Genomic DNA, 18,699 nt, shown 5'->3' with positions numbered 1-18,699 from the left:
TATAAATAGGTGGCGGCAACAGTTAGCTGAACTTCAGGTATTACGTCTCTTCCTCAAAGAGCGAGTAAAGCGGGGTAGTTCCCAGGCGTTACCCCTCAAGCGACCCAATGATTTCCTGAGCGGTCGAACTGATTCGACCGAGGCGCTTCTGGATTACCTCCGAGTCATCGCCCTGCCATGCAGCGAGGTAGAAGGCCGACCCACTCGTGTTGAGCCCGCAGTACCGGCCAACAATGTACGCGACGGCTTCTGCTTCGACCTCGCGTTTCGCCCGCTCGGTTTCGTCGGTGATGTCTGCGTGGAGGAGTGCATGGGCGTACTCGTGAATCAGCGTGACCGCGAGTTCGGCCTGATTCGAGCGGGCTTTCGCCTCGACGACTGGTTGGAGATCACGCTTACTCCGATATTTGCAGACGCCCGTTGCGTCGCCATGCGCCCACTCGTCAGCATCGACGATACGAACTGTCACGCCGATATCAGCGGCCGCATCCTTGAGTGCGGGCACGAGGTGGTCGGCATCCCCAGTCGCCTCGGCTTCTAGCTCGGGGAGCGGTTCACCTTCGGTCTGAGACACATCGAAGACCGCCGTTGGCTTGAACCCGACGAGGCCTTTCGACCACTCCTCCGGCAGCGTCTCGTCGTATTCACAACCGATTTGTTCGTGGTAGCTCGGCGAGTTCTCACAGTCGGGACACCGGTTGGTGATGATTGGGGCCCAAATCCAGATGGCCTGTTCGCCTTCCTGGACGTGCCGGTCGAACTCATTCCGCCACGTGTTGTAGCCTGCAACCTTCGTCGCCTCGGGATACTGGAGTTGGATGAGGAGCGTGTTCCGATGGGAATAGTCGTGGAAGCGACTCTGGACGTCCAGCCAGTCTTGAAACTCCTCGCTGGCCTGCGCATCGTCGACGTGGTCGACGAGGTCGTCGACCCACGCTTCGATGGTACTGTGCATCTCGTCGCGTCGGGCGTCGGTCTCCTCGAATGAGACCGACGAGTCACTGGTCGTAGTCATGATTTTCAGTAAATCGCGTTCACGGCGACTGCGTCGGAGTAGGACGCGCCGCACCCCTCGGGGCGCAAAAAAACACTCGTGGCGTCACGCCGGTGGGAGGTAGACGCTTTGCTCGCCAGCAAGTTCTTCAAGGTGGTTCCGATGTCGGTGGGTGAAGTAACAGTCGTAGCTACAGTAGCCACAGATGTCCCTCGTGTCGTACTCCGCGACGTATGGACCGCGCTCGGTCGTCCATACGTTTGTGCCACACTCGGTGCACGCTGCGCTCTCGATATCGCCCGGTGACGGACCCTGATACGCGACTTCGCGCCCGTCTTCTTGAGGTGTCGACTCGGGCCAGACGCCCTGCGCCTGCCAGAACTCACGAACACGAGCAAGGCCGTGGCGCACGGTCTTGCGAACCGTTACATGATCGGCGTCGCGACCGCTGTCGTCCCACCCGTCTGGCGTCCAGAACTCGCCGAACTGCGCCCCGCGATGGATACCGTTCCAGTCGAGGCCGACGATATCTGCGGGTTGGTCTCCTGTCAGCGTCGGACGAGTAAGCTGGTCGATCACGCTGAGTTGCTTGGGTGGGCTTCCACCGAGAATATGGACGCGACGGCCACGCCAATCCACGGGGTCAGAGAATTCGTGGGCGAGTCGATCGGCGTAGCCACGGGAGTACCCAACAACGAGGTCATCAGGAATCGCGCGAATCGCGGCACGGCACTTCGGGACGATTACGAGGTCGGCATCCGGGTAACTCCCTTGGATTTCGCGCGCGGCAGTAACGTATTCCTCGACCTCGTCGACGTCGTAGGCGTCACCGACCACACCTACCTGCGGTTCGTACTCGAAAAAGCGCTCGACGTATCGATCAAGGTCGGGATTGCGAAAATCGTTGTCGAGCATCCCGACCGGCAGCTCCAGATCTGTGTACTGTTGCTGCTGGTAGGTACAGTCCTCGCGAAAGCCCGTGAGAAAGCCGAGTTGGAATGCATCAAGCGCGAAGGGAACGCGGTGAAGGAACGCTACATGGTCGGCTTGCCGGGCGGCTGTAATTTCGGTTGCGATGCGACTGGTCGGACGTGCTGAGAGCGCCATCTCGAATCACCTCGAAGACGCGGGAGTGATCGCCCCGTACCCCTCGGGGGCAGAAAAACCAGTCGCAGACGCCAACATTAACCAACAACACCCGTAGAATTCTCCCTACTGTTGGTTACTCCTCGAAGAGACACCGAGTGGCCGCCTCCTCGCCTGTAAGCGTCCGTTGGTCGTCGGCGGTATCGGCAAACAGGGTTGACTGGTCGCTCTCGGACGAGCGCGCTACTTCGGGCCGGTCGTCAACGCCGAACTGGTCTGCTTCCGGCCGGTCCAGCTTGGAATCACGCTTACGGTGGTCGACCTCAGCGCCGAAATCTTCGAGGGATGTCTCGACGCTCTCTTCGACGACTTCGAGTCGGCCATCGTCTCCAAACGCGGTCTGGTGCTGAATCTCGATCTCTGGTCGATTACTCATGTTCTTCGAGCCTCCACCCGCCAGAGGCTCGAAAAACGCACTCCGCGAGACGGAGTGTTACCAGTAGCTGGTAGCACGGTTTCTGTATTCAGAACCGTCCGTGTAACCGTCGCTCAATAGAGAGCGTGTCTCTATTACTGCCACCAACGATTTGACTAACAGGTGTCAGAAAAAGTGTGTTGAATAGAGGGCGCGTATCTCCCACGGCAGCGGCTCACCAATGTGGAAATTGGAATTGTTCGGTACAGGGGATGTAGGGATCACTATCGGCATTCACGACGCGTTTTACCTCCTTAGTGTGATGTCGGCGGCTCTATCGAGTCCGGTTGGTCAACTGCTGCGCCCCGTCACGGACGACCCAAGGAATCGGCTCCGAATCAAGTAATCGAAAGACCGGTAATATCTCCGTCTCGAATGTCCTCTGCGGCCGCCAGTAACGTCCTGAGGGCATCGTTCTCGAGACTGATCGCATCGTCATCGTTGTCAGGGAGTATCCCTAACTTATCGATTACTCCTCGTTTACCATCAGTGACGGTTCCGGAATCGGACCGCTCCAATCTCGTAGCGACGAAAACCGTTTGGCAGGTTTCGGGCCGCCACAGTTGAACGTGAAGCTTTCCCTCGTCGGACCAGGATGGCTCCATTTTCGACTGATAGACGCCGCTTTTGTTCTGCTCACTCACAAGATCTTCGGCGGCTACTTCTTCGAGGTCACCGATTTGTTTGTGGCTGTACTGACGCTTCGCACCCCACAGTCGATCGACCATGTCCTCCCAATGAATCTTCTTACGCCAATCCTCGGTGAGTTCGACGTACGAAAACCGAGCGTCGTCGACGACGAAATCACGCGGTCCAAACCAAATCTTGCTGGTGTGGCCGTCGAACACTCCATATTCTCCGGACTGATTATCTACTTTCCAAGCCATATACGGTGCGTGCTCCCAAACGCCGTCTTTCTGTATCCAGAACTGGAACTGCGAATCGTAGACCGCCTCTCCGTCTGTCACCTGTAGTTCGATGACCTCGCCTGTTCCGTACTCGTCGACGATCGGAGCAGGACCGTCCTCTTTCGGATGATCGCTGTAGCTCACGGCATCTGTCTCGATATCGTCTCGCCAGGGCATAATTGAATGCGCATATATCCCACGCCACACATTTCAATGTGCTCCTGCATTCATCCGCTGTATTCAGCACGGCCACCCCTAAGCTACTCCGAACCTGACAGAAGCTACGTAGTACATTCGCATCATGCATTGAGCAAAATCACCGATTCAGTTACGGGCTATAGCCTGAATAAAGAAATCGTTTCACCAGCTACTGTTAGCTTGTTCTGACCGGAGTTCTTCTGCACGTCGCTTGAGCCGTCGGAGGATTTGGATGCGATTCTGGTGGGTGTTCTCGTAGGCGACACAGGCACGGAGGGTGTCCATGTCGTCTATCGTCGCAATGCTTGGATCGATGAGCCGGATGTTTCGCGGCTCAAGTCGTTGTTCTGGTGAGAGTCCATTCGATTCGTCGTCTCTGACATTGCTCACTTGTTGTCGCCTCCGCTCCTGTCGGAGGCGACGAAAAACCACCGAGAGCGATTTTCGGGACTCTACGCCGGAAGAATACGTGAGACGTGTTTCGAGGTGGAAACGAAAGAGCGCGACCGGACTAGCAGTCGCGGTCGGTGTACCGCTGGTGCTCCGGTCGAACCCCTCCAGCGAGGACCTCGCTTTCGGAGTGGTCGCCGACGTTTCTGTCGAGGTCGATGAGTTTGAATAGGCCGTCGCCGGTCCATCCACAGTCACCTATGCAACGTGCGACTGCGTGCGCATCTGCACCCTCGCCGAGATGGATACCGTCGAGCGTGAGCGCGCTATCGCATCTTGGACAGATGGGATTGACCGAGGTGTACGTCTGCCCGAGCATCACCTCGATGTCTGCCATGGAGTCACCGAGCGTCTCGTTGAGGACGGTGCTAACAGCCGCTTCGAGTGATTCACAGAGGGCCTGCTGTTCGGCTTCGTCTTCTGGAAGGGTGGCGTTCGTGACTGCGATGGTTAGTCGTGCGAGCGAAGCGTCGTCGTTGGTGTTTTCGGGGGAAGTCATAGAGTTCGGAATCTGTTACTAGTCGTTATTGCTTCGATACAGCGCCGGAGTACGCAAGCGGTCGTCTCGACGTGCGGAGTACTATTCAGGGAGGTCACGTCGGCCAGTTCGGTAGCACTCCCAACACGGAAAATCGCTAGAGAGGTCTGCACAGTCGCAGTCCGGTTCTTCTGCCTCTGCTTGTTCTTCGGAGTCCTCCTCGTGGTCGTGAGGGTGATTCGGAGGCTGGACAGTCTTGCCACCGTCGGCGAGGAGTTGGTGGTGGCGGACGGCGTCGAGAATGGGTCGGCGGAGCGCAACAGCGACGCGGTGTTTGCACGCCCCGCTATATTTCGCGTCTGCCGGGCACGTACACGCCGTCGGCAGGTCGTCCTCGATTCGGACGGTATACTCGTGACTCTCCGGGTCGGCGTAGCTCCCGTTCCGAACACGCACATCACCGTTCTGAAGTTCGAATTCGAGGGCTTCGTACTGGGCGCGTTTCCTAACTCTACTCGTCGTCTTGAGTCTTGCAAGTGGTGTCGTCATTGTGGTCGTGAGGCACCGAGAAGTCGAGTGCCCCGCACCCGTCAGGGGCAGAAAAACTAACCGACCGGCTCTAACTCGTCTATCGAAGCGGCTTATCTACAGATGAACGAGGCGAGTGACTTGTGGCTTGATTGTGAGGGATTTATTCCGGCTCGTAGGGGTTCGTGGCGGTATCGAGTCGGTAGACATCGTCAGCCGCATCGAAGTCATCATCGAATGCGTAGAGATACCCCAACCCTTCTGTTTGCATGTAGGCGACGATACATGCATCGACGAGCGAGAGTGCTTTGTGTTGTCTGAATAGTGCTTTTCCCGTCGCAAAGGCATCGGTAGTTAGTGACTCGACATAGAAGCGGGCGTTCTCTTCGATTCGGTCAAGAAGATCGACGGCCGCATCGTGTCCGGCGTGGGTGGTGAGCCCGTTCATCGTCTCTGCCAGAACGTAATCGAGAATGACTGCCTCCGGCAACGACCCGTCGTCAACGCCACGGAGGATGGGGAGCGCAGTATCGTGTGCGTTATCTCGTCGATAGGCCGCTGCGAAGAGGACCGACGTGTCGAGTAAGGCCCGAGGCATTTATTCGATGTCGACGCCCCAGGCGTCGTGGTCGGTAGTTACGTCTGTTTCTGTGTCTCCGTCGTAGCCCTCGAAGTCACTAAATGTGCCTGTCCGTTGTTGAATGACGTGGACGCGGATACTGCCATCCTTTTCGATGTGCCAGCGCAGCTGGTCACCGTCGTCAATTCCGAGTTCTCGCCGGATTCGGGCAGGGATGTTTGCTTGGTTGCCCGAGACCTTGCTCTCGGCGTCGATACGCTCACTACTCATGGTCAATAGAGGGAACTCTATCGTTAAAAAGGTAGTGTGGAGACACACTATGTTCTGCTTGAGGCAGCAAGTATCGTAGGATTTTGATAACGAACACGTCTTCGTTGACCATCTATACGTCTCCGCTCGCTAATCGGTCGATGAATTCACGCTGTTGGCGTTTTCGCTCGTTGACCGTTGATTCGTACTCTTTCTCGATTTGCTCGTGGTAGGTCTCGACGGCCTGCTCGTCGCCAATTAGCAGGAGACCGTCTTGGAGAGCGGTGTGTGCGACGGCAGTCGGAAGTTGTTCGATATCGCTTACGTCCACAAACTCCTCGGCATACTGCTGGAAGTCCGCATCGATTTGGTTTCGCAGTCGGAATCGTTCCCGAGCGTCCAATGTCTCCGGGAACCGGAGTGCGATGTCCACGTCTGAGTCCGGTCCAGCAGTTCCGCGTGCGTGCGAGCCGAAGAGAATCGCAAAGACGACTCGCTGTTGGTCGAGATACGACCGCAGTCGGTCGAGCTCGACGCGTTCGACCGCGGAGTCGTCTGTATGCACCATACGTACGTGTTCATCGTCCCGCATAATATAGTTGTGTTGCCGATTAGTCGAAGCGCTCGCCGAGTTCACGGATCTCGACAGTATCTTCTTCCTCTGGTATCTTGATCGCGTCTCGCATCTCGTCCACTTGCCCGCCGTCGAAGACATTTTGAAGATCACGGAGCGAACGGTTGTCGATGAGGCGCTCGATGGCGTCACTAAACGACTCTCCGTCCTGCCTGTTTGCTTCGATGCGCTCGTAGAGGTCGTCATCCAGCCGAATGTGGCGCGACATTCTTGTCGACGACAGTGCCGCCGAAGTTGAATCAGTATTTGGGCCACTCACGAAATCTCTCCTGACGCTCCCGGCAATCGTCAGCGATAGCATCCGGCTTGATAGGATGCGCCACACCATTCAATCCTCAATTGGCTCCAGAGTCTGAAGGTCTGCTCCCAGGACGTCGCCACGCCGGACGACGTATCGAGCGGCAAGTACTGGGAACCGGCACTTGGTGAATCCGGCCGTCTGAATATCGAGTTCGTCGCCCTCCTCGACGTACGTTGCGAGTGCTCGAAGGAACTCGTGGGTCCGCTGTCCTGCTTCGTAGTTGGGCAGGCCGTTTTCTCGACGCCCGTAGACCTCGAATGCGTCGTAGCCCCAGATTGAGAGTCGGTCGTTGTCGTTGACCTCCCATTCGAGGGTTCCGAAACAGTATGATTCGCAGAGTTCTCGAACTGCCTGTGCATCGGTGACGGTGACACCGTCTGACGTTGTTGCTGCTTGGAGTGTTGCCATGTTTCTCGGACAGGGAATGTTGTCCCCGCACCCTTTCTGGGGTCGAAAAACACATCGTAATCGCAGGTCTCAATCGGATTCACTTCTGCGCGGCCTCGGCGAGTTTCGATGGCGAGTCTCTATTCGAGGGGACGAAATAGAGTATTCTAGTAGTGGAGGAACTCCTCCAAGTTTTGAACGAGACTAACCTCCCGCCCGGCCAACTCGTTGAACTTCAAGTCCGCGAAATGGACGGATAGGGCGCTGATTAAGACAGTACCTCGCTACGTGAGATGGTTGGCATGTGCGTTTCGACAGTTGGGGTTTCGTTTGACCAACGGACTAATGTAGAGCGGGATTTCTGTTCCCGCCTGTTTGTTTCGTATCCCAGAATCAGGTAGTCCTATTTAATTGCGTAGCTATCTCAGGCGTGGCTGACTGCACTTGTTTGAATCTGATCATTCCACCTCTATTTAATTATATCAAAAACAATTTTATAATTGAATTTGTATACTGGCGCAATTAATGGACCGTCGCACGCAACAAGCCCTCGCCGTTACCTTCTCTATCCTCATCGTTACGGCGACACTCACCCCAGCCAGCGCCGCCCTCCACCCACCGAACAACACCCCGACCGGCAATTCGCTCACCGACTCGCTCATGAATTCCCTCACAGAGTTTGACGCACTTCCCGCAATACTCGGCAACGGGAATGGGAACGGGAAGGGAGAGGGGAAAAATACGTCACGAACGACGACTACAGCCACGACGACACCGCCCGGAACCACCACCCAAAACCCACCAGAAGGGCCGCCGACAACCACACAAAAGACGACTCAAGGGCCACCGGGAAACGAAACCGAAGGCCCGCCCGGAAATAAGACGCAGGGGCCACCGGAGAACAAAACGCAGGGTCCACCCGAAAATAAGACGCAAGGACCGCCAGAGGACCCCGGCCCACCCGAAAATAAGACGCAGGGACCACCCGAAGACCCCGGCCCGCCCGAGGAGGGCGGCGGCCCGCCTGAAGACCGAGGTCCACCCGATGACCGAGGCCCGCCCGAATGGGCGCAGAATCCCGAGACACCCCCGAGTATTGCCCACAACCGGTCGGCGCTCGCCAACCGAAGCAAGCCACTCGCCAACGCCACTGTCAACGTCACCATCGGCGACGACGCCTCTGCGGCCGACTACCGCCTCGCTGCCATCGCCGCGCTCCAGCAGGCCGACTTCGACGGCCCCGGTCGGTCGGCCCAGCGCCACCGCACCGCCGCGCTCAAAGCCCTCAACAAGTCTCTCCAGTACGTCCTCGACGCGAATCGGACCACGTCTGCTGTCCTCTTCGAACACGACAAGGAGGCTAGCACCCCGCCGCAGTTCGCGCCGAACGTCACGAAACTCCTCGTCCATTCCGACGCGCAATTAGCCGCGACGGCCATCACCGACGCCGAACGCGTCCGGAAGACGCTTCGCGCTCGTAACGTCTCGTTCAACGAATCGGCAGTCGAAGAGAACATCACCGCCGCCCACGCCGCTGTCGAGCGCGCTGAGCGGTTCCGAAATCGCGGCCAACACCACACCGCCGTCAGCCAATACCGAGTCGCGTGGATTCACGCCCAGCAGGCGCTCGACCTGCTGGACCTCGCCACCACGCCGAACGTCACTATCACCAGCCGTGGCGACCTGCCGCACGACCAGAACATCACTCACGTGGTCCGGGGCCGAGTGTTCGACGTGCGGAGCCACGAACTCACCGCGGTGGTCTCGCTGAACGGCGCGAACCGCACGCTCGCCCTCGACGTGAACGCGACCCCGGAGACGACCCCCGGCGCGGTCGCCACCTTCCAGACCAACCTCACGCTCTCCAAGCAAATCAACACCATTGAGGTCAGCGCGACCGACCCGAACCGACGCTGGGCACCCGATTACGACGACGCCAACGCTACCACCGGCCGGGATATCCTCCGACTCGACGGCGATGGCTTGCCCGACACCTACGAGGAGAACGTCACCGGCACCGACCCGCTGGATCCCGACAGCAACGCCACACAGACCGCGCAGAACGAGTCATCGAACAACATCAGCGACGGCGCGGAGGATCTTGACGGCGACGGCGAAACCGCTTACGAGGCCTACCGGTTCGGCCTCGACCCGCTGGACAACGACACCGACGACGACCGCCTGCTTGACGGCTTCGAACTCCAGTTCCGCGGTCTCGACCCGGCGACCAACGACACCGACAACGACAGCGTTGCGGACCCCGCGGAGGACCTCGACAACGACACGCTGTCGAACTACCGCGAACAGAACGCGAGTACGAATCCCGTCCGGGCGGACACCGACCTCGACGGCTTGAACGACTCTGAAGAGGTTGCGAACGGCACCGACCCGCTCGCGCCTGATACTGATAGCGACGGTCTCACCGACCCCGACGAGTACGAGGTCGGAACCGACCCGCTGGACAACGACACCGACGACGACGGCGTGCTGGACGGCAACGAGACGTTCTCGACCAGCAAAACAGACGCCAAGACCGGCGTCTCGATTAACATCACCGGCAAGGGCAACGTCGCTTCGACGCTCTCGATCAACAACAGTACAGAGCCGATGGTGCAGACCGACAGCGTCAAGAACGTGAGCGCGTCGGACGCTTATGACTTTGAGGCGAAAGCCAACTTCTCGACGGCGAACATCACCCTGCCCTACAACGAGTCGCGGGTTGGTGACGCCAACGAGTCGAACCTCGGCGCGTACCGCTACAACGAGACGCTCCAGACGCTCGTCCCGGTGAACAACTCGACGGTCGATACCCGCAACGATACGGTCACGGCCGAGACCTCGCACTTCTCGACGTACACCGTCCTCTCGACCGAGAAGTGGGAGTCGAAATTCGACGAACCGCTCCCCTCGAAGTGGTCGAACAGCGACAACTTCAGCGACCTCGACCGATGGCGACAGGACGGGAACGTCTCGATGGGGACGGCCGAAGACATGGACGCCTCGCTCGTGAGTGCAACCCGGAGTGAGAACGACACCGACGATAATTCGACAGCAGTCGTCGGGTCGGTCTATCGGATTACCGAGCGCAACTGGACGATTCCGAAAGACAAGGAAACCACCCGTGGAGACGAGACCACAACAACAACGACGACGACAACGAGTTCTGGGACGACCACGACGGGAACGGTTTCGAGTCAGGAGCGGTGTTTCTCGTTCGAGAATTGTGAGCCGACGGAGACAACGACTACCACGACCGAAGAGGCAGTCACGACCCAAGACCCCTATGAGGACTCTGACGGCGACGAAACGTACGACCGCAACGACGACTGTCCGGACAAACCCGGAGAGGCCGAGGATGGCTGTGAGAAGCACAGCGACGACGACGGTATCAGAGACTGGAACGACGACTGTGACGACGAAGTAGGCGAAGGCGACGGCTGTCCGACCGATAGTGACGATGACGGCACTATCAACTACAATGACGAGTGTGAGAACACACCCGGCCTCCGCGACGACGGCTGTACAATTCACTCCGATAAGGACGACGAGAACGACTACAACGACGACTGTCCAGAAGAACCAGGGACGGGTGCGGACGGGTGTCCCATCGACGACGACGGCGACGACACCCGCAACTTCTACGACAACTGCCCGGAGTTCCCCGGCTGGAAGGACAACGGCTGTCCGCGCGAGTCCAACCTCGAACGTACCGTCACGTTACGCGACGCCGAAACCATCACCCTTGGCACCGTCGCTAGGGCGAATGCCGTCAGTAAGCGGTCGGTCGCTCAACTCGTCGTCGTCGGACCGAACGGCGAGCGCATTGAGGTCTACGGCGAGGACCGAAAGAAGATCAGTAGTAGCAACGCGACGCGTCTATACGGTATTCTCCCCGGCGGTGAAGGCGATGCCCATGGCGACTTTGAGGCGGTCGAACAGGACCTGTCGGAGTTCGCTGGCGAGGAAGTCACGATCAAAGTTGAGACGGTCGGGAAAGCGACGTTCGAGATTGACGCGCTGAAAATCGGGTACGACACGGACGGCGACACGATTTACGACGCCATCGAACGCCCGAGTTGCGGATTGCGAGATGGCTCCGGCCAGTGTCTCGACACCGACCCGTATCTGGCCGACACCGACGGCGACGGCCTCTCTGACAGTTACGAAATCGGCGAGCGCAAGCGGGTCCACGGCCACGAGTACACAAAACTCTACAGTAATCCGACGGTTCGGGACACCGACGGAGATGGTCTGACCGACTACCAAGAGGTCCGCGGCAGTTTCGAGATGGCAGTCACGCGAGACCCAGAGGCCTCGAGCAAGTACCTGAATGGACAATGGCCGTCGGACAAGCGAGAGCATCTGTACACGAAGACGGTCGATAGCGACCCGCTTGAATACGATACTGACGACGACGGGTTGAACGACCGTCAAGAGTGGCTGTACAAGACTAACCCTCGTAACAGCGACAGTGACGGCGACGGACGTCTCGACGGCCGCGAGCAGGCAATCGGGCAGGACCCGACGCTTCATGACTATCGTGGCCCGGACATTCGACTCAAGCGATACGGTACCATCGCTAATTATAGTTCTGGTGAACTCAAGTATGTCGTCGAGTACTTCGTTTTCGACGGCGGTGGTGTCAAGAAAACAAAAGTCACTAGGAACGGCGAAACACGGTATCGAGCATCGCCTGACGACCTATTTAGTCGACACGATGGGTCGTTCACTACTACACCTGACCGGCTTTCGGTAGATGGCGGTCGTCGGAGTGGCATCGAAATTAAAGTCTCGGCGACTGACACCCACGGGAATACAGAATCTGTTACTGCGGTCCGTCGTTCAAACGAGTGCGGCCAGGCTGCCAAACGCTGGACCGGGAAATATAACTATTTCAACGAGTCGGCTGTGAGAGCCTACGGTACTTGTTCCGGCTTCCAAGCCAGTATCGGAGCCAGTATCGAATCTATCCTTACATTTGTGGAAAATCCACTCGCATTTGCCGAAGGTTTGGCTCGGCTCGTGACACTCCTTAACAGATCGGGTCTCCTCGATATGTTCATCAACGCGTTCGTCTCTGACCTTCAAAACAAACAAAAAACAAACAATCCGTATCCGGAAGGAACTGAGACGTACGAGGAATATCGTAGCTCGTGGTACGCAGGCTACTCGATTGCGTTCATCACGAAGGCTCTATACGGTGGCTCCGCGACGAAAGCCCTCAGAAGCACAAAATACGTCACGAAAGTTGAGGACTTTGCGAAGGCCACACGCGCCGGGAAGACCGCGATGCGGGTGAAAGCGCCCTACGACCGCGGGAAAGCGCGCGTGGCGACGGGGCTTGCTCAGGCAGGCGGGAAGGCTGCTGGGCCGATTCTCCGCCGTGCGAAGTCTGCGGGGGCGGCCTATCGGTTGTGGAAGCTACAGCGGAAGGGAGGCGTTGATGTCAAGTCCTTGTCGAAGACAGAGCGGGAACGTGTAACGGAATATCTCGCGCGTCACGGGAAAGATGGGGCAACGGACCTCCGCTGGATGGATGATGAAGACTTTGACGCGCTATTCCGGAAGGCGTGTAGTAGTCGTATTAGCACCTTTGAACGCGCTGGCGATGACTGTGCCGAATTAGATGAGATTGAACAGGATGGGTACGAGGACGCTGTGGTAGATGCGGGTGTTGACCCGGATCAGTTTGATGCTCGCTTGGAGCAGTTGGAAATAAATGAGGGGTCTGCTAAGCGCGTATTCTATCGAACAGGAACGCCCGGTGTTAAAATAGCGAGTAAACTTGATGACAAAGTCCTCAATCAGTTCGTGCAGTTGGATGCTAGAACCCAGCGCATGCTCGTCAAGGCGTGGCGGACCGACCGTGAGGTGTCTGGTGGCAAGATTGGATCAGATGGGCTTGACATCATGGTCCGGCAAGGGGCTGACGTGAGGGATTTGAGTCGGGCATCTGGTCTGTCGACTGATGACACTTGTAAATTGCTCCGGGCGTACGGGAGGTCATCGGGAGTCAGCGAGGGTCCCCTAGACGATGCAGACGACCTCCAGTCAGCACTTGAGAATCTGGCTGATGACGACGTTGACGGTTTGGATGAGGCGGTTGAAGATATTTCTGGGACCGAAACTGGATACAAAGGCATCGCTGGCGAAGCTGACATTTCCAATGGTCTGAAGGGTAGCAACAACAACATTGATGCCGATGACCTCCAAATGGAATACGATGTAGAGGTAAGCGAACTTCCAGAGGAAGTCCGTGAGAAGGTCCGCAAAAGTGGCAAATTTAAAACTGGGACAGACATTGACGTGAAAGTTGATGGCGAACTTACTGTGGACGGGAAAACGATGGATTCGCCTGCTATTGAGTCGAAAAACTGGAAACCCAATCCAGGCCTGCCACCAAAGTTCCGAAATGATGACATCAATGACCTAGAAAATAAGCTGTCCACCTATGCGGTTTCTGGTGAGGATGAGATCATTGTAGTAATGGAAAAAGATACTATTGAAGAGTTAGATGGTAGATTAAAAAAGGTTGAGGGGAACGTCAACGAGGCACTAGATAGTCTTGACACGAATGCGGATACCCCCGACGAAATCACCATCGAATTTATATCGTACAATGAGTTGAGTGAATAGTATGGCAGGGAGACCAAGTAGTTTAGGTGTCTATACGAAGAAACACCCTAGTGACGTTGTAGACATTTCACTTCAGGCCTTTGCAGCAGCAGGGTTTGAGACCGAGAGACGGACTGAAAAGTTCGACCAAGATATTCCTTCAATGAATATTCCGCATAAGGATAAAAATTTTAATATTAGTCTTAATCTCGAAGGGGACCTAGACCCTCATGAACCAGTTCTTACGATGAGTTTCAAAGACTGGCTTGATCCATCAAATTGGGAAAACACTAAAGGATATTCTAAATTCTTCGACATCTGTATCGAACTCGTTTGTAGACTTGCTACCGGATTTAGTGCGGATTACGTTCCTGTATGCACTCGGGTCAATCGGGCTGAAGTTCTTCCACTCGAACCTCCCCTCGCTGATCATATTGATCAAATCCCGCAGATCGGAGTCTACTCTCAGTCGTTGATAGACGAATTTGGGGGACTTGCCGGCTTGTTCGAGGAACCCCGCTGGGAGGCGTCCCGTCCACCGTGGCGAGTGGGTGAACTAGACGACGGCAGTCTCCTCGTTATCACTCACCCGAAGCCCTGGACCGATGGCGGGTGGACCGAATCGTCCTATGTCGACCTCCGGCCCGGCGAGGAATACGTCTAAGACATCTACCAACTTCGAGTGATTGGTTGACCCTATTCCTTCATCACGAGTCGAATTTTGGAAGACCTGCTCAACTGTTCCCTTCGGCAGTCGGGAGACCGAACTCGATTTAGGATGTTCGGAGAGACTGCCTTTGACTGCACTTCTGCCGAAACCTCTGCCAACGGATTTCAATCGGTTCTTTTACTCTGCCGGTTGAATCTGATGAGTCTCCTCGGCAAGATCACGAATGTACGCTCGAAGTGCGTCCATATCGTCACGGGCGTCGTTGAGCGTTTTCGCTTTCACCTTCGCCTTAATCTGGTCTTCATCCCGTGTCCCCGTTCCCCGCTTGAGTTTTACTGTGAGCGAGACACCGACATCGTTCCGCTCGATGTACTCTGTCGGCGATGATTCATCATTGGTCGCTTTCGATTCGGTCGTTGCACGAGAAGACAAGCTGTGTTCTGACATGGTGTAACTGTATTGCTTGATGTTCAGTTGGACGGTGCGACCGCGTCGTCGGACAGTTCACGAAGGGTGTTTTCGATGTCGGTACCGGTGAGTCTCCAGTACCCTTCAGGATGGGCGCAGTCTAACTGGCTCACGACCCGGTTTTTGAACGCGGTGTAGTGGGTTAGTGCGACATCCTCGTTGCCGGTGTAATCCAGCAAGAGTGCTAGCGCGAGTTGCGCCGGGCCACTTCCACTATATCCCCAGCTGAAGCCCGAGGGACTGTGGTTCGCCAGCTCAAGACTTGGCTGTGGCGTCACCCGCTCTTGCCCAAGTTGTTTTTCTACGATAGCGCGTCCGCGTCGCCGGTAGCCGACGTAGACAACATCCTGTTTCTGGTTTGGCCGTGTCTGTTCGAGTGATTGCGAGTCGGTTGTTCCACTCATAGTTTGTTCTGAGGGACTATTTCGAGTCCCCGCACCCCTCAGGGGGTGAAAAACTCACGCGGTCACACCGTCACGTTCCTCGGCTGGCTCAGGCGCTCAGTAGTGAACGTCTGCTGGCACGATCCAGAGATTCTCACTCTCGTCAAGAACCCGGTCGAGCTGTTCTCGATGCCGAATACCGCTCCCGTGTTCGTCGTACAGGAATATCGTGGGGCCCTCGTACGCGCCGACCTGGTGGAACGCATGCCGGGCGAGGCCGTCGTCACGCATGATCTCCTCGTCGCTCAGTTCCTCAAGTGCGTCCCGGACACGGTCGAGATTCCGCTTGAACTCGCTCTTCGTCGCCTCCCAGCCACGCTCCAACAGTTCTTGCCCATCGTCGGACTCAACGGGTGCTGCTACTGGCAGGTCGCCCCATCGGGCCTTCCCAGCGACTGACGTGCCCGACTCGTTAAACGTTACGTAGTAGTCGAACACAGCATCTGCGTGTGTGCTGGCTCCGACGAGTCGGTCGAACACCGTCTTTCCAGTCGCGAGTGCGTCGTCTCGTGTCGATGCGTCTACCAGCGAGTAAATTACCGTATGCATTGGTTCTCACTTCGGTCTACCGACGCACACGACTACACGCCGCGCTACTGCTTGGTGCGCCGGCATTCATCGCCGGCGCAGAAAAAACACGGACCGACATCGGCCAACTAGGAAGAGTGAGTGGGACTGTAGTTAACCAACAAACGCCGAAATACGTACCTGTCTGTTGGTTAAGGCTGTCCTCCCGTCTACTGGTCTGCTTTGGGTTCTGGCCCGTATCGAGGCGTCCCGCAGACGTGGCACTCCCACATTGGCTGGCCACTCCACTCGTCGTCTGGGACGGTCTCGAAGTCGAGGAATCGGTGCCTCGTATCGCGGTCGCACTCACGACACTCGAGGTGCCTCCTGTTCGGTCGCTCGCGTTGCTGGCTGTCAGTCCTGGTCTCCTCGATAGATTGCTGGAGTGCAATCGCGGGGACCAGCCAGACGTCGTCTGCGTCCTCAAGAAGTGTCACAAGACGATTTTCGTCATGAACGCCACGTCCACCTTCATCGTAGAGGAACGTCGCGTGCTCACCGTCGTAATGTGACTGCGTCGTGTCCTGCCACTCCGTCAGTTCACGGGCAGTTTCGAGCAACTGTCTACCTAAGCCGGACCTAACCCGTACTGCCTCAGGGAGCGAAGGCCACTTGTCTGCAAGTTGTGGTGCAGGCTCTTCGTCGAACTCGGAGATTAGTTGGCAGTCGTCCACCGCGGAGTCTCTGTCGGCCTTCACGAGGAGGCCCGCGCCTGCAGTCCCCTTCGCAATGGCACTGTCGAACGTCGATGCTTCCACGACTAGATGGACAACGTGAAGCAGTGTCCACTCGGTATCGGACCCCGATTGTTCTTCCTCGGAGCTATCGAGGTGATTTACCAGACAGAACCGACATTTGGTCCGACTAGCAGGGATTGATGCTCCACAGGAGGAACACTCCCTCTCCGTTGCTGTCATCTCGTTTGAATATCTTGTAGCGACTGCATCTAGTCGCTGTTGGCTTGACTCCTCGTCACTACTATTGGAGAGTTTGTCGTCGGGAACATGCGTTGCTTCGCCGAGCGGCCGAAGTTCTTCATGGTCAGAGTTCCGCTGAGTCATTGAGTAGTGTCGTTACCTGCTTCGTCTTCATATTTAACTGGTAGCTCCTTGGTCAACTCATCTTGAGAACTACAGCTTTGCTGAAACCTTCTACTGCTGATAGAATGGAATTGCCTATGCGCAATATAGAGGAACGATGTTTCACGTCGGGAATCAATCTAATCAGGGACTGTCAGGAACGGCGTGCTGAATATAGAGAGGGATACAGCAAATTGATAGGAAGCTTTCGCGTAAGTGACCTTATGGCTCTCACAGATGTCCTTGATGAGGACTTCTGGGCACGACACACGAATCCGTGGAGCGGCTATACGCGGCTTCCAATGGGTCCAGTACTCCTCCTTGGGCTGTACCGTCGAGATTGGCGGATGGTTGGCTTGACCCTTCTCTATGTGGCCATCAATCCGGTGCTCTTCCCCGAACCGGAAACAAAGGATGCTTGGATTAGTCGAAGCGTTCTCGGTGAGCAACTATGGTTAGAGGAGGGGCACAAGGTGTTCGAGGCCAGTCCTCCTGGCGCTCTCAACGTGTTGAATGCTGTGGCATATTTCTACGGACTGTATGGAGCCTATAAGCGCAACCCCCAGGTGACGGCCCTCGGCGGAGGGGTTGCGCTCACCTGCAAACTTGTGTATCTCCACATCCTTGTAAAATACTACGACGAAAATGCGCCAGACCGGGGGTAATCCCAGTAGGCCCATCACTTGAAAGCTGAACTCCCAATGCGATAGTGAAGGCTAAGGAATCGCCTAGCTTCAATGGTAATATAAATGCAGAGTATGAGAGTGAGAGGCTGCCCATTCAGTAAACCGCTGAGCCAGGTGGTACTCCGATGAGATCGGTGACAGTCCTCGTTTCGCCCCCGACGAATCATCCTGTGGATCATCTGTTTACCAATGAACCGAGAGTGCAACGGGAGCGAATCTTCAATCTCACCCTCCTCGAAGATGGGACGTTTGTTCTCCTCGGCCGGATTCGGGGCAATCTAACGCACGCACGCGAAATCCTCTCGGCTGAACAGGATGTCCTCGGGTTCAGTATCTCCGAACAGGACGCGAATGTCGGACTCGTGTTTGTACACGCCCGACCGCCGCCATCCATCAGGCGAATACTCGAACTCCGTCGAGAGCATGGCGTGTTCTTCGACTTCCCCATCGAGGCGACAGAAGAGGGGCAGGTCAAGCTCACCATAGTCGGCGAAACCAACAGCGAAATCACGGGAGTACTGGACGAAATTCCAGCAGAGATCGAGATGTCGGTCGAACGAATCGGCCCATACATCGAGGATCCAAAATCAATGACAGACTTGCTGACCGACCGTCAGCGCGAAATACTGGAGGTCGCACTCGCCAGCGGGTACTACGACGTTCCTCGACGCGCGACGCACCGAGACGTCGCCGAACAACTCGAACTCGCAGTGCCGACAGTGAGCGAACACCTCCAGAAAATCGAAGCGAGAATCTTCGGTGCTCTCGAACTCTGAGCACGGCCCCGAGACCCTCAAACAACGCCGTCCTCTGATTTAATATATAAACGGCCATTAGTACTAGGCATCACTCTAACTCTTCACCTGGGCAATAGGGAACTATGGAACTCCGCCCTGTTACAGA

Annotated in this window: 21 protein-coding genes; 4 read left to right on the top strand and 17 right to left on the bottom strand. The window is 56.6% G+C overall.

Annotation, left to right across the window (positions count from 1 at the left end; translation table 11 throughout):
* Nucleotides 1-88 precede the first annotated feature (88 nt).
* The 13 genes from P2T57_RS20225 to P2T57_RS20165 form a co-directional block, all read right to left on the bottom strand.
* Nucleotides 89-1,015, bottom strand: a complete 927-nt coding sequence (locus P2T57_RS20225) for an ArdC-like ssDNA-binding domain-containing protein (protein WP_276302709.1) — start codon at nucleotides 1,013-1,015, stop codon at nucleotides 89-91.
* A gap of 84 nt (nucleotides 1,016-1,099) precedes the next feature.
* The gene (locus P2T57_RS20220; RefSeq protein WP_276302708.1) at nucleotides 1,100-2,101 is read right to left on the bottom strand and encodes a DUF6610 family protein; all 1,002 of its coding nucleotides are present in this window, start codon (nucleotides 2,099-2,101) and stop codon (nucleotides 1,100-1,102) included.
* A 115-nt stretch (nucleotides 2,102-2,216) separates the two neighbouring features.
* Nucleotides 2,217-2,516, bottom strand: coding sequence for a hypothetical protein (locus P2T57_RS20215; RefSeq protein WP_276302707.1), 300 nt, complete (start codon nucleotides 2,514-2,516; stop codon nucleotides 2,217-2,219).
* 377 nt (nucleotides 2,517-2,893) lie between these two features.
* Nucleotides 2,894-3,640 (bottom strand): hypothetical protein, encoded by a 747-nt coding sequence (locus P2T57_RS20210; RefSeq protein WP_276302706.1) that lies wholly within the window; start codon nucleotides 3,638-3,640, stop codon nucleotides 2,894-2,896.
* A gap of 183 nt (nucleotides 3,641-3,823) precedes the next feature.
* Nucleotides 3,824-4,051, bottom strand: a complete 228-nt coding sequence (locus P2T57_RS20205; RefSeq protein ID WP_276302705.1) for a DUF8129 domain-containing protein — start codon at nucleotides 4,049-4,051, stop codon at nucleotides 3,824-3,826.
* 121 nt (nucleotides 4,052-4,172) lie between these two features.
* Nucleotides 4,173-4,610 (bottom strand): hypothetical protein, encoded by a 438-nt coding sequence (locus P2T57_RS20200; RefSeq protein WP_276302704.1) that lies wholly within the window; start codon nucleotides 4,608-4,610, stop codon nucleotides 4,173-4,175.
* Nucleotides 4,611-4,691: 81 nt separating this feature from the next.
* Nucleotides 4,692-5,138 (bottom strand): SWIM zinc finger family protein, encoded by a 447-nt coding sequence (locus P2T57_RS20195; RefSeq protein ID WP_276302703.1) that lies wholly within the window; start codon nucleotides 5,136-5,138, stop codon nucleotides 4,692-4,694.
* A gap of 142 nt (nucleotides 5,139-5,280) precedes the next feature.
* Entirely contained in the window at nucleotides 5,281-5,715 is a 435-nt protein-coding gene (locus tag P2T57_RS20190) for a PIN domain-containing protein (protein WP_276302702.1), read from the bottom strand.
* The gene (locus P2T57_RS20185) at nucleotides 5,716-5,967 is read right to left on the bottom strand and encodes an AbrB/MazE/SpoVT family DNA-binding domain-containing protein (RefSeq protein ID WP_276302701.1); all 252 of its coding nucleotides are present in this window, start codon (nucleotides 5,965-5,967) and stop codon (nucleotides 5,716-5,718) included.
* A 112-nt stretch (nucleotides 5,968-6,079) separates the two neighbouring features.
* On the bottom strand, nucleotides 6,080-6,514 hold the full coding sequence (gene mntA, locus P2T57_RS20180) for a type VII toxin-antitoxin system MntA family adenylyltransferase antitoxin (RefSeq protein ID WP_276302700.1): 435 nt from the start codon (nucleotides 6,512-6,514) through the stop codon (nucleotides 6,080-6,082).
* A gap of 43 nt (nucleotides 6,515-6,557) precedes the next feature.
* Nucleotides 6,558-6,908: a DUF7557 family protein gene (locus tag P2T57_RS20175; RefSeq protein WP_420028569.1), complete on the bottom strand. Its 351-nt coding sequence runs from the start codon at nucleotides 6,906-6,908 to the stop codon at nucleotides 6,558-6,560.
* Nucleotides 6,909-7,289: a hypothetical protein gene (locus P2T57_RS20170; RefSeq protein WP_276302699.1), complete on the bottom strand. Its 381-nt coding sequence runs from the start codon at nucleotides 7,287-7,289 to the stop codon at nucleotides 6,909-6,911.
* A gap of 1,401 nt (nucleotides 7,290-8,690) precedes the next feature.
* Nucleotides 8,691-9,014, bottom strand: a complete 324-nt coding sequence (locus tag P2T57_RS20165; protein ID WP_276302698.1) for a hypothetical protein — start codon at nucleotides 9,012-9,014, stop codon at nucleotides 8,691-8,693.
* Between P2T57_RS20165 and P2T57_RS20160 the strand changes: the two genes are divergently transcribed.
* Both P2T57_RS20160 and P2T57_RS20155 read left to right on the top strand, forming a co-directional pair.
* Nucleotides 8,994-13,904 (top strand): hypothetical protein, encoded by a 4,911-nt coding sequence (locus P2T57_RS20160; protein WP_276302697.1) that lies wholly within the window; start codon nucleotides 8,994-8,996, stop codon nucleotides 13,902-13,904. The two genes, P2T57_RS20165 and P2T57_RS20160, sit on opposite strands and share 21 nt — an antisense overlap.
* Before the next feature lies 1 nt (nucleotide 13,905).
* Nucleotides 13,906-14,547, top strand: a complete 642-nt coding sequence (locus P2T57_RS20155; protein WP_276302696.1) for a hypothetical protein — start codon at nucleotides 13,906-13,908, stop codon at nucleotides 14,545-14,547.
* Nucleotides 14,548-14,730: 183 nt separating this feature from the next.
* Here P2T57_RS20155 and P2T57_RS20150 read toward each other — a convergent pair whose 3' ends face one another.
* The 4 genes from P2T57_RS20150 to P2T57_RS20135 form a co-directional block, all read right to left on the bottom strand.
* On the bottom strand, nucleotides 14,731-15,000 hold the full coding sequence (locus P2T57_RS20150) for a DUF7389 domain-containing protein (RefSeq protein WP_276302695.1): 270 nt from the start codon (nucleotides 14,998-15,000) through the stop codon (nucleotides 14,731-14,733).
* Between the two features lie 23 nt (nucleotides 15,001-15,023).
* Complete coding sequence (locus P2T57_RS20145; RefSeq protein ID WP_276302694.1) at nucleotides 15,024-15,425, bottom strand: DUF6166 domain-containing protein; 402 nt, start codon at nucleotides 15,423-15,425, stop codon at nucleotides 15,024-15,026.
* 96 nt (nucleotides 15,426-15,521) lie between these two features.
* Entirely contained in the window at nucleotides 15,522-16,013 is a 492-nt protein-coding gene (locus tag P2T57_RS20140) for a DUF7995 family protein (protein WP_276302693.1), read from the bottom strand.
* A gap of 188 nt (nucleotides 16,014-16,201) precedes the next feature.
* Complete coding sequence (locus P2T57_RS20135; protein ID WP_276302692.1) at nucleotides 16,202-17,092, bottom strand: biosurfactant protein 1; 891 nt, start codon at nucleotides 17,090-17,092, stop codon at nucleotides 16,202-16,204.
* Nucleotides 17,093-17,334: 242 nt separating this feature from the next.
* Here P2T57_RS20135 and P2T57_RS20130 point away from each other — a divergent pair, with 242 nt between their 5' ends.
* Nucleotides 17,335-17,775, top strand: a complete 441-nt coding sequence (locus P2T57_RS20130; RefSeq protein ID WP_276302691.1) for a DUF6653 family protein — start codon at nucleotides 17,335-17,337, stop codon at nucleotides 17,773-17,775.
* A 146-nt stretch (nucleotides 17,776-17,921) separates the two neighbouring features.
* On the top strand, nucleotides 17,922-18,572 hold the full coding sequence (locus P2T57_RS20125) for a helix-turn-helix domain-containing protein (RefSeq protein WP_276302690.1): 651 nt from the start codon (nucleotides 17,922-17,924) through the stop codon (nucleotides 18,570-18,572).
* Nucleotides 18,573-18,699: the final 127 nt, after the last annotated feature.

This window comes from Halorussus lipolyticus (assembly GCF_029338375.1).
Taxonomy (GTDB): Archaea; Halobacteriota; Halobacteria; order Halobacteriales; family Haladaptataceae; genus Halorussus; species Halorussus lipolyticus.
Note: the sequence above shows the minus strand (reverse complement) of the source record. Positions and strands in the feature narration are given on the sequence as shown.

What these genes read in the sequence shown, in the direction of transcription:
- P2T57_RS20225 (WP_276302709.1), bottom strand. Translation starts at nt 1,015, where the DNA reads ATGACTACGACCAGTGACTCGTCGGTCTCATTCGAGGAGACCGACGCC.
- P2T57_RS20220 (WP_276302708.1), bottom strand. Translation starts at nt 2,101, where the DNA reads ATGGCGCTCTCAGCACGTCCGACCAGTCGCATCGCAACCGAAATTACA.
- P2T57_RS20215 (WP_276302707.1), bottom strand. Translation starts at nt 2,516, where the DNA reads ATGAGTAATCGACCAGAGATCGAGATTCAGCACCAGACCGCGTTTGGA.
- P2T57_RS20210 (WP_276302706.1), bottom strand. Translation starts at nt 3,640, where the DNA reads ATGCCCTGGCGAGACGATATCGAGACAGATGCCGTGAGCTACAGCGAT.
- P2T57_RS20200 (WP_276302704.1), bottom strand. Translation starts at nt 4,610, where the DNA reads ATGACTTCCCCCGAAAACACCAACGACGACGCTTCGCTCGCACGACTA.
- P2T57_RS20195 (WP_276302703.1), bottom strand. Translation starts at nt 5,138, where the DNA reads ATGACGACACCACTTGCAAGACTCAAGACGACGAGTAGAGTTAGGAAA.
- P2T57_RS20190 (WP_276302702.1), bottom strand. Translation starts at nt 5,715, where the DNA reads ATGCCTCGGGCCTTACTCGACACGTCGGTCCTCTTCGCAGCGGCCTAT.
- P2T57_RS20185 (WP_276302701.1), bottom strand. Translation starts at nt 5,967, where the DNA reads ATGAGTAGTGAGCGTATCGACGCCGAGAGCAAGGTCTCGGGCAACCAA.
- mntA (WP_276302700.1), bottom strand. Translation starts at nt 6,514, where the DNA reads ATGGTGCATACAGACGACTCCGCGGTCGAACGCGTCGAGCTCGACCGA.
- P2T57_RS20175 (WP_420028569.1), bottom strand. Translation starts at nt 6,908, where the DNA reads ATGGTGTGGCGCATCCTATCAAGCCGGATGCTATCGCTGACGATTGCC.
- P2T57_RS20170 (WP_276302699.1), bottom strand. Translation starts at nt 7,289, where the DNA reads ATGGCAACACTCCAAGCAGCAACAACGTCAGACGGTGTCACCGTCACC.
- P2T57_RS20155 (WP_276302696.1), top strand. Translation starts at nt 13,906, where the DNA reads ATGGCAGGGAGACCAAGTAGTTTAGGTGTCTATACGAAGAAACACCCT.
- P2T57_RS20150 (WP_276302695.1), bottom strand. Translation starts at nt 15,000, where the DNA reads ATGTCAGAACACAGCTTGTCTTCTCGTGCAACGACCGAATCGAAAGCG.
- P2T57_RS20145 (WP_276302694.1), bottom strand. Translation starts at nt 15,425, where the DNA reads ATGAGTGGAACAACCGACTCGCAATCACTCGAACAGACACGGCCAAAC.
- P2T57_RS20140 (WP_276302693.1), bottom strand. Translation starts at nt 16,013, where the DNA reads ATGCATACGGTAATTTACTCGCTGGTAGACGCATCGACACGAGACGAC.
- P2T57_RS20135 (WP_276302692.1), bottom strand. Translation starts at nt 17,092, where the DNA reads ATGACTCAGCGGAACTCTGACCATGAAGAACTTCGGCCGCTCGGCGAA.
- P2T57_RS20130 (WP_276302691.1), top strand. Translation starts at nt 17,335, where the DNA reads ATGGCTCTCACAGATGTCCTTGATGAGGACTTCTGGGCACGACACACG.
- P2T57_RS20125 (WP_276302690.1), top strand. Translation starts at nt 17,922, where the DNA reads ATGAGATCGGTGACAGTCCTCGTTTCGCCCCCGACGAATCATCCTGTG.